The sequence below is a fragment of the Arthrobacter sp. SPG23 genome, from assembly GCF_000876655.1.
Taxonomy (GTDB): Bacteria; Actinomycetota; Actinomycetes; order Actinomycetales; family Micrococcaceae; genus Arthrobacter.
The window spans coordinates 23869-33029 of sequence record NZ_JYCN01000029.1; the positions used below are offsets into that span (position 1 = coordinate 23869).

The following is a 9161-nucleotide window of genomic DNA, read 5'->3' on the forward strand; positions in this document are numbered from 1 at the left end:
GCATGACTATCTCACTCCAGTACTGCAACATCACCGTCAACGACACCGAAAAGGCCCTCGGCTTCTACCGGGACGCCCTCGGCCTCGAACTACGCAACGACGTGGCCTCCGGAGGATTCCACTGGATCACGCTCGGCAGCGCCACCCAGCCCGGTCTTGAGATCGTGCTCTCCGAACCGCATGCCGGACGGTCCCAGGAGGACGGGGACATGATGCAGGAACTCCTCACCAAGGGTGTCCTGCCCATGCTCGTCTTCCGCACCGACGATCTGGACGCAACGTTCGAGAAGGTCCGGGCGTCCGGCGCCGAAGTGATGCAGGAGCCCATCGACCAGCCCTGGGGGCCGCGGGACTGCGCCTTCCGCGACCCCTCCGGCAATATGGTCCGGATCGCCCAGGCCCCGAAGGACTGACCGCCTGGCATTCAGCAAAGATCTGGGCCCCCGCAGCTAAGCTATCGGCATGGCCATCAAATCCACTGCAGATAAAGTCGCCACCATCCAAAAGGGTTACACCCTGGAAGGCGCCACCATCGAACTGGGAGCTGCTCTCGTCGACGGCAAACTCCACAAGGATGCGCCCGTCCGGCTCCCCCTCGCCATGATGAACCGTCACGGACTGGTGGCCGGCGCAACAGGAACCGGCAAGACCGTCACGCTCCACATGATGGCGGAGCAGCTGTCCACAGCCGGGGTGCCGGTGTTCCTCGCCGACATCAAGGGAGACCTTTCCGGGCTGGCCACTGCCGCCACGGGGAGCGAAAAACTCAAGGTGCGCACTGACAGCATCGGGCAGGCCTGGGCGGGCAAGACATTCCCCGTGGAGTTCCTGGCGCTGGGCGGAGACGGCAACGGCATCCCTGTCAGGGCCACCATCACCTCCTTCGGCCCCATCCTTCTCTCGCGGATTATGGAGCTCAACGACACCCAGGAATCCAGCCTGCAGCTCGTCTTCCACTTTGCGGACAAGAACAACCTGGAACTGATAGACCTCAAGGACCTCCGGGCCGTCATCCAGTTCCTCACGTCGGACGAAGGCAAGGACGAGCTTGAGGCGCTGGGCGGCCTCTCCAAGGCGACGGCCGGCGTCATTCTCCGCGAACTGGTCACCCTTGAGGCCCAGGGCATGGAAGCTTTCTTCGGCGAGCCCGAGTTCGACACCGCCGAACTGCTGCGTACCGCCCCCGACGGCCGCGGCGTCATCACCTGCCTGGAACTGCCCACGCTGCAGACCAAGCCCATGGTGTTCTCCACCTTCCTCATGTGGCTGCTCGCAGACCTCTTCGAGGACCTGCCCGAAGCCGGGGACCTGGACAAGCCCAAACTGGTCTTCTTCCTCGATGAGGCACACCTGCTGTTCAACGACGCCTCCAAGGCGTTTCTGGAGGCCATTACCACCACCGTCCGGCTCATCCGTTCCAAGGGCGTGGGCATCTTTTTTGTCACCCAGACGCCGAAGGACGTTCCAGCCGATGTCCTGGGGCAGCTGGCAAACCGCATCCAGCACGCCCTGCGCGCGTTCACTCCGGAAGACGCCAAGGCACTGAAGGCCACCGTGTCCACGTTCCCGGTCAGCGACTACGACCTTGAGGAAACGCTCACCTCGGCCGGCATCGGTGAAGCCGTCATCACGGTGATGAACGAAAAGGGCGCCCCCACCCCGGTGGCGTTGACCCGGCTGCGAGCCCCGGAATCGGTGATGGGCCCCAGCAGCGAGGAACTGGTCAAGAGCACCGTGGCCGGTTCCGCGCTGCTCGCCAAATACGGCACGGCCGTGGACAACGTCTCCGCGTACGAGAAGATCTCCGGAAAGAGCGCCGCCCCCACCGGAGCGGCAGCACCCGGCCAGCCTCCCACTCCCGCCGCGGACGTTTTTGTTCCCAATAGCCCCGTTCCCGGAACCAGGGACCAGGCCGCAGTGGACGCCGATGCCCGCCGCATCGAGGAAGAAATCCTCGGCCGCCCCAGCAGCAGGCCCGCACCGGCACCGGAACGGCCCCGCAGCGCGGAGCGCCAGGCACCGCAGGGCCGCAAGGAATCAGGTGGCGGCATGGTTGACGACCTCGCCGGAGCCTTGGGCGGCGCGCTGGGCGGCGGCCTCAAAAGCATGGCCCGCTCACTCGGAACCCAACTGGGCCGGGAGCTGCTGCGTGGCGTCTTCGGCACCTCCTCCCGGCGCCGCCGCTAGGCCCGCCGCCGGGGCAACCGGCCTGGCCTGCACGGGGGCCGCCCGGCCGCCGTCGTGCTGTCAGACAGCTGCCGGGTGCCGTCATGCTTAAGGGACCCCGCACCTGCTTTCACGCGCCTTGCAGGTAACGTAAGGTGCGTGCAGATGAGTCAAGCGTTGGTGAGGATCGCGGCCGGGTGGCTGCTGGGCCTGATGCTCGCCATCGCCGGCGCCATCGTCGCTGTGAATCTGGTGAACGCCTCGGTAGCGAGCCCCGAGCAGCCCGTACGTGAGTATTTGGACGCTCTGCAGAAGGGCGAAGGGGAAAAAGCTCTGGGCTTGCTGCGTGCTTCCGTGCCACAGAGTGACGCCGCCATGCTGGACGGAACAGCGCTGCAAACAGCCGCGTCCCGGGTGACCAACGTGAAGTTCGGCGAGACCCAGGAACGCTCCGGAAACCAGGTCATGGTTCCGATGGAATACACCATTGACGGCAGCAGGCTTAGCACCGAGTTCCTGCTGGAGCGGACCGGGACCGAATGGATCTTCTTCAACAAGTGGGCGTTCGTGCCGGGCGCGCTGCCCGTCCTGGAAGTCACAGTGGTCAACTCCAACCAGGCCACCCTCAACGGTGTGCCGGTGAACATGCCCAACGGCCGCAACTCCTTCGCCGTCTTCTATCCCGGCGAGTACGAGGCCAGCCTCAACGGCGAATACTTCTCCGCCCCGGCAAGCCGTGCCACGGTCTCCGGACGTGACGTACCCACGGCTCCGCTGAGCCTCCTGACGGAAGCCACCCCGGCGCTAAAGGACGCCGTGGGCGCCAAGGTCAAGGAATTCCTGGACAGCTGCGCCGCGCAGGCAGTGAAAGAACAGAAGCTCCAGCCCGACTGCCCGTTCTACCACGCCACCTTCAACCGGGTGACGCCGGGAACCATCAACTGGACCATCAGCGAGTACCCCAAGGTATCCATCGAGCCCTTCGGCGGCCGTTGGGTGGTGGCACCCCTGGACGGGAAAGCGCGGTTGCAGGCGCAGCAGACAGACCTGTTCACCGGCGCCGTCAGCGACTTGAACGTGGAGCACGACTTCAGCTTCACCACCCGCCTCGATGTTGACGGCGACACCATCAGGGTCACCCCGCTCCTCAGCTACTAGGCTCCCGGGTACAAAAGGCTGCGGCGCGTGACCAGGGGTCACGCGCCGCAGCCTTTCGTGGTGATTTGAGGTGGACCTCAGTCCATGCCGCGGAGGTCCAGTACCAGCTCAGTGTCGCCGTCGGCCTGCAGCACCACCGGGATGCCCCAGTCCTGCTGGTACAGGTGGCAGGCGGCGTGGTCGGGGATCTCGCCGTCGGCCGTTTCGGGCCCGTCGCAGGCCGCCGCGCGCGCCGTTATGTGCAGCACGCCGTCGGGAACGCCGGAGGAGAGCTCCAGCGTCCGCTGCAGGCCCACCGAGGTTCCGCCGCCGGCAACCAGCAACTCGGGAGGCGTGGAGGAGATCTTCAGCTGTGTGGGGTCACCCCAGCGGTCATCGAGCTTCTGCCCGGTGGGAGCCGTAAAGCGGACGGTCAGTTCCAGCGTTCCGGGGGCGACGGGGCTCTTGGGCCGGTGTGTCTGGACCGCGCCCTCGTCCACCTGCTGCGCTTCCTTGGGGATGGGCACGTAGACCAGCTGGTGCTTGTTGGCTTCCACCACCACCAGCAGCGGCTCGGAACCGGCAACGTGCGTGTGGTCCACAATCACGTCGGACGGCTCGGCCAGCCCTCGGGCCAGGGTGGAGACGGTTCCCGTGGCGGGGTCGTAGCGGCGGACGGCACCGTTGTAGGTGTCGGCGACGGCCACGGAGCCGTCCGGCAGAACAGTGACGCCGAGCGGGTGCTGCAGCCTCGCCTCCGCGGCCGGTCCGTCGCGGAAGCCGAAGTCGAAGAGGCCCTTGCCGACGGCGGACTCCACAATGACCGTCCCGTCGTCGTCAATCACCAGTTTGCGCAGCGCGGACGTCTCGGAGTCGGCCACCCAGATGTTGCCGTCGGCGTCCTCGGCCAGGCCGGACGACTGGGCGAACCAGGCTTCGTGGGCGGCACCGTCCAGGAGGCCCTCCAGCCCGTTTCCGGCAACGATGGAGACCGCTCCGGAAATCGGGTCGAAGCTGAAGATCTGGTGGACGCCGGCCATGGCAACCACCACGGCGTTGAGTTTGGCGGACCAGACAACGTCCCACGGCGAGCTCAGGGCAACGTCCAGGGGATGGTCGCTGAGGCGTCCGGTAAAGCCTGCAGCGTCCTCGTCCACGCGCGCCGGACCTGTCTCGAGCAGTCGCTGCACGCCGTTGCCGGCGAGCGTGCTGACGGTTCCGTCCGCGAGGGACAGCCCGCGCAGGCGGTGGTTGACGGAGTCTGCAATTACGACGTCGTAGCCCGTCCTCGCCGCCACGTCTTCCGGCAGGAGGACAAGGCCCTGCGGTTCGTTGAACTGGGCGGTGGGCTTGACAGAGTCGACGTCGGCGCCGGGGCCGTCGGCGTGGCCCTTGGTTCCGGAGCCGTAGGTGCGCAGCACCGTATGGAAATCCGTGTCCAGCTCCACCAGGCGGTGGTGGCCGGTATCAGTGACGAGCCAGGAGCCCGCGCCGGGAGCGGCGCCGTCGGACGTTCCGCTGGCTGAAGTGCCGGCAGCTGAGGTGCCCCGGCCGGCCGGGAGGAAGAGGGCCTTGCCCGGGAAGCGCAAGGTGCCCGACGTCGGCTCCGGAGCCACGTACGGGCCGTTGCCGCGGTGCAGGGTGCCCTTGGCCTCGTGCTGGGTGATGAGCTCGGGGATCAGCACGGACAGGCCGTCCGCGTGGCCTTCACCGGAAAGGTGGGCCACGATGTAGCCTTCCGGGTCGATGACCACCAGGGTGGGCCAGGCGCGGGCCGTGTAGGCCTTCCAGGTCTCCAGCTCGGGGTCGTCCAGGACCGGGTGGTGGATCTCGTAGCGCTCCACGGCGGCGGCGAGGGCGACGGGGTCGGCCTCGTGCTCGAACTTCGGGGAGTGCACACCCACGGTCACCAGGACGTCGGAGTACTTTTCCTCCAGCGGGCGCAGCTCGTCGAGCACGTGCAGGCAGTTGATGCAGCAGAAGGTCCAGAAATCCAGGAGCACGATCTTGCCGCGCAGGGCTTCCAGGTCCAGGGACTTCCCGCCGGTGTTCAGCCAGTTACGGCCCACCAGTTCGGAGGCGCGGACCCGGTGGTGGGTGCGTACGGTTTCGCTCATCAGCGTCCTTCCAGCTTTGAATTGCGTTCAGCCAGCTTGGCGTCGCGTTCAGCCAACTTGGCAAACATATCGTTGTAAGCAGTGAGATCGGCGTCGTTATTCCTGTCCGCCGCGCGGTCGGTCCTCTTGGACTCCCGCGCATCGGAGCGGGACCACATGACGGCGACGCCGATTGCCACCAGCAGCGTGGGTACTTCGCCGATGCCCCAGGCCACTGCGCCGCCCATCTGCTGGTCGAGCAGCGCGGAGGGTCCCCATGCCCGGCCCAGGTTGCCGAAGTAGTCCGCGGCCAGCAGCCCGGTGCCGCCCATGATGGACACTCCGAAGAAGGCGTGGAAGCCCATGGTGGCCAGGAGCAGCAGCAGCCGCATCGGGTAGGGTGCGCGGCGGGGCAGCGGGTCGGTGCCGATCATGGTCAGGACGAAGATGTAGCCGGTGAGGGCGAAGTGCAGGTTCATGAGTTCGTGGCCCACGTGATCCCGCATGGCGTAGCCGAACGCGTCCGAGTAGTAGAACAGCACGATTGAACCGGCGAAGTTGGCCGCGGCGAAGAGCGGGTGCGTGACCAGTTGGGAGAACCTGGAGTGCACAAACAGCAGAAGCCATTCCCGCAGGCCCCGCGAGCCGTCTCCGCGTGCGGGCAGGGCGCGCAGCGCGAGCGTTACGGGCGCGCCGAGGACCAGGAAGATCGGCGCCACCATGGTGAGGGCCATATGGTCCACCATGTGCGCTGAGAACAGCACGCGGCCGTAGACCGCGGGCGGACCGGAGGTGATGTAGGTGAGGACCAGCAGTCCGATCACCCAGTTGATGCTGCGGAACCAGGACCACGAGTCGCCGCGTCGCAGCACCTTGGCCACGCCGAGGAAGTAGGACACCAGGCCGAAGGCAGCGACAGCGATCCAGAGCCAGTCCAGGCGCCATTCCGTGAGCCAGCGTTCCGGGGTCAGTTCAGGCGGCAGTTCGTAGCCGGACAGGATGAAGGCCGGGGAGGCGTCAGGAGCGAAGGCGGTGGGCTGCGGCGGCGCGGAACGGCCCAGTGCGACGGCGATGCCCGAGGTGGCTCCCATGATCAGCAGTTCGGCAACGACCAGCTGCCACAGGACCCGCCGGGAGGACAGGGCGGCGCCCTTCCGGTTCAGCTGCGGGATGACCCACTGGCGGTGCATCAGGCCAATGCCGCCAAGCATCAGCGTGGCCACGGCCTTGGCGAGCACCATTTGCCCGTAGGCGGACCCAAAGAGATCGTGCCAGCTGGTGATCCGGATGCTTGCGTTGATGACACCGGAGGCAAACACCAGGACAAAGGCAAACCCGGCAAGGGAGGAGAAGCGTCGGAGCGTGGGCTCGGTGATGTCGGTCTTGCCGCCTGCTTTGGCTCCCACATTGGCTCCGGTGAGGATGCCGGACAGTATGGCCAGCATGATGATGCCGCCCACCCAGGCAGACACGCCAACAAGGTGAAGCGCCAGGGAGTTGATGGCGCCTTCGTGGTCGCTGGAGCTTGAGGAGTGCCCGATCAGGGCGATGGGCACCATGCCCATCAGCGACAGCACCAGCGTGATCGCCAGGCCGGTCAAGGACCGCACCCCGAACAGCGCAGTGGTCACCACGGCTGCCACGATGGTCACGGTCAGCCACGCACGGCCGGTCTCGATATCCGTCATGAAGTAGACCAGCGCGCGGGTGAACTCGGCATCCCCGGAAAGGGATTGGCCGGCAACGTCCGAGTAGGTGAGCACGAGCACTGCGATCGCTGACAGCGTCCAGGCCGCGCCCGCTGCTGCCGCCACGGCCAGCGCCCGGGAGAAGGCCGGGTGCTCTGGCGTGGCCGTGTCCTTGGAGCGGGAACCGCTGGCATTGCGCGGCAGGATTCCGACGGCGAAAATGAGGCCGCCGATCACCGTGGCCAGTGAGACGTTGTGAATGGCCTTGCTGATGGGCAATCCCCAGCGGATCAGGGCGCCGGGATCAGACACCTCGCGTGCGGCGGCCGCGCCGGAGAACAGGAGGGCTGCTGCGAGCCCCAGAAAGAGCGCCGCAAGGCCGGCGAACTGCCACGGCCGGGAAATGCCCGCAGCAACGCCGGGTACCCCAGTCTTTCCCGGAGTGGGGGAAGGCTGCGGAAGGTTAGGGCGGGATTTTGCTGCTGAGGGCACCTATCCATTGTCCGCTACGGGTGCCTGCGCCGCGAATCGGCGGGTCCAGAGCAGCCGGGTTCATCGCCGCCGGGTTTCGCCGCAGCCGGGTTAAACGCAGCCGGGTTATACGCAGCCGGGTTAAACGCAAAGGGAGCGGCAACCCTCAGGTTGCCGCTCCCTTTCAAGCGTTGGGACGCCGGATGCTACTTCTTGGAGACAGCAGCCTTCAGCTTGGAGCCCGCGGTCAGCTTGACGCTGTGGCCTGCGGCGATCTGGATGGTCTCGCCGGTCTGCGGGTTGCGGCCCGTACGGGCTGCACGGTCGGTGCGCTCAACTGCGAGCCAGCCCGGGATGGTGATCTTCTCGCCCGCGGCGACAGAGGTCTCGAAAACCTCGAACAGTGCATCGAGCACGGAGTTGACGGCTGCCTGGCTGGTGCCGGCCTTGCCTGCTACCTCTGCAACAAGTTCACTACGGTTCTTAGCCATTTATGTCCTCCTGGACGGTCATGATTTCTGGAGCCTGAACGCGGCATGCGCACAAGCCACTGTTCGAAAACTTACCAGCTTGCCGCGGTCAGGTCCGCAAATTCCGCGTGTTTCCGCCATTTTTTGAGGTAAATCACCGGTTTTGAGGCCTTTTGACCCCGTATTTCGCCATCAGCGGACGGCCGCCGCAGCCCGCGCGGGGAAAGGTGCGCGACGCTCTCTAACCTTGCGCACTCCCCCTTGCGACGGTCTCTCGGTTGTTGCCGGTTTTCCGCGGACGCTCTCTCGGTTGTGGCGGGGTTCGACGGCGGTGGCCGGCCCGGGTGCCCCGGGCCAGGGCCGCGGGGGTGAGAGAGGGTTGCCCTGGAAGGGGCCTTAGGTGGGAGAGGGTGCTGGTGTGGTGTGGTGGTTAAAGTGGGAGAGCCCCAACCGTGTGGTTGGGGCTCTCGACCTGAATGATGTTCCGGCGGTGACCTACTCTCCCACACCCTCCCGGGTGCAGTACCATCGGCGCTGTGGGTCTTAGCTTCCGGGTTCGGAATGGGACCGGGCGTTTCCCCCACGCTATGACCGCCGTAACCCTTGCTCCGCAACCCCTGGTTAGGGGTCGGGAAAATTTGGTGGTTACAACATGCTCTGCCTGTTAGGGCAGTTGTGGTGTTGTTATGTAGTTTTTTGGTTCCTTACAACGTGCCCGTGGTGGCGGGTTTGTTGGTTGGGAACCACATAGTGGACGCAAGCAGTCTTGTTCTCTTTGTACCGCCCCTGGGTGCAAACCCCTTTTGAATGGGTTTGCAAGGGGTGGTGTGTGGTGTAAGTTATCGGCCTATTAGTACCGGTCAGCTTCACGAGTCGTTAGTCCTCGCTTCCACATCCGGCCTATCAACCCAGTGGTCTGGCTGGGGGCCTCTCACACACAAGGTGTATGGAAATCTCATCTCGAAGCGAGCTTCCCGCTTAGATGCTTTCAGCGGTTATCCCATCCGAACGTAGCTAATCAGCGGTGCACTTGGCAGTACAACTGACACACCAGAGGTTCGTCCGTCCCGGTCCTCTCGTACTAAGGACAGCCCTTCTCAAATTTCCTGCGCGCGCAGCGGATAGGGACCGAA

General features: G+C 65.6%; 6 protein-coding genes and 2 rRNA genes. 3 read left to right on the forward strand and 5 right to left on the reverse strand.

Annotated elements, in window-relative coordinates:
* Positions 1 to 2 precede the first annotated feature (2 nt).
* The 3 genes from TV39_RS20230 (at position 3) to TV39_RS20240 (ending at position 3324) form a co-directional block, all read left to right on the forward strand.
* Positions 3 to 413, forward strand: a complete 411-nt coding sequence (locus tag TV39_RS20230; protein WP_043485270.1) for a VOC family protein — start codon at positions 3 to 5, stop codon at positions 411 to 413.
* 49 nt (positions 414 to 462) lie between these two features.
* Complete coding sequence (locus TV39_RS20235; RefSeq protein WP_144406487.1) at positions 463 to 2187, forward strand: helicase HerA-like domain-containing protein; 1725 nt, start codon at positions 463 to 465, stop codon at positions 2185 to 2187.
* Positions 2188 to 2331: 144 nt separating this feature from the next.
* Positions 2332 to 3324 (forward strand): hypothetical protein, encoded by a 993-nt coding sequence (locus TV39_RS20240; protein WP_200891068.1) that lies wholly within the window; start codon positions 2332 to 2334, stop codon positions 3322 to 3324.
* Between the two features lie 77 nt (positions 3325 to 3401).
* On the opposite strand, the gene TV39_RS20245 is transcribed toward TV39_RS20240, so the two are convergent.
* The 5 genes from TV39_RS20245 to TV39_RS20265 form a co-directional block, all read right to left on the reverse strand.
* On the reverse strand, positions 3402 to 5420 hold the full coding sequence (locus TV39_RS20245; RefSeq protein ID WP_043485275.1) for an NHL domain-containing thioredoxin family protein: 2019 nt from the start codon (positions 5418 to 5420) through the stop codon (positions 3402 to 3404).
* On the reverse strand, positions 5420 to 7579 hold the full coding sequence (locus TV39_RS20250) for a cytochrome c oxidase assembly protein (RefSeq protein ID WP_043485279.1): 2160 nt from the start codon (positions 7577 to 7579) through the stop codon (positions 5420 to 5422). Before TV39_RS20250 ends, TV39_RS20245 begins: the two co-directional genes overlap by 1 nt.
* Positions 7580 to 7764: 185 nt before the next feature.
* A complete protein-coding gene (locus TV39_RS20255) occupies positions 7765 to 8049 on the reverse strand; it encodes an HU family DNA-binding protein (RefSeq protein ID WP_011693739.1) in 285 nt (94 codons plus the stop codon).
* Positions 8050 to 8510: 461 nt separating this feature from the next.
* Positions 8511 to 8627 (reverse strand): 5S ribosomal RNA (rrf, locus tag TV39_RS20260).
* Between the two features lie 230 nt (positions 8628 to 8857).
* A 23S ribosomal RNA gene (locus tag TV39_RS20265) occupies positions 8858 to 9161 on the reverse strand; the annotation flags it as partial.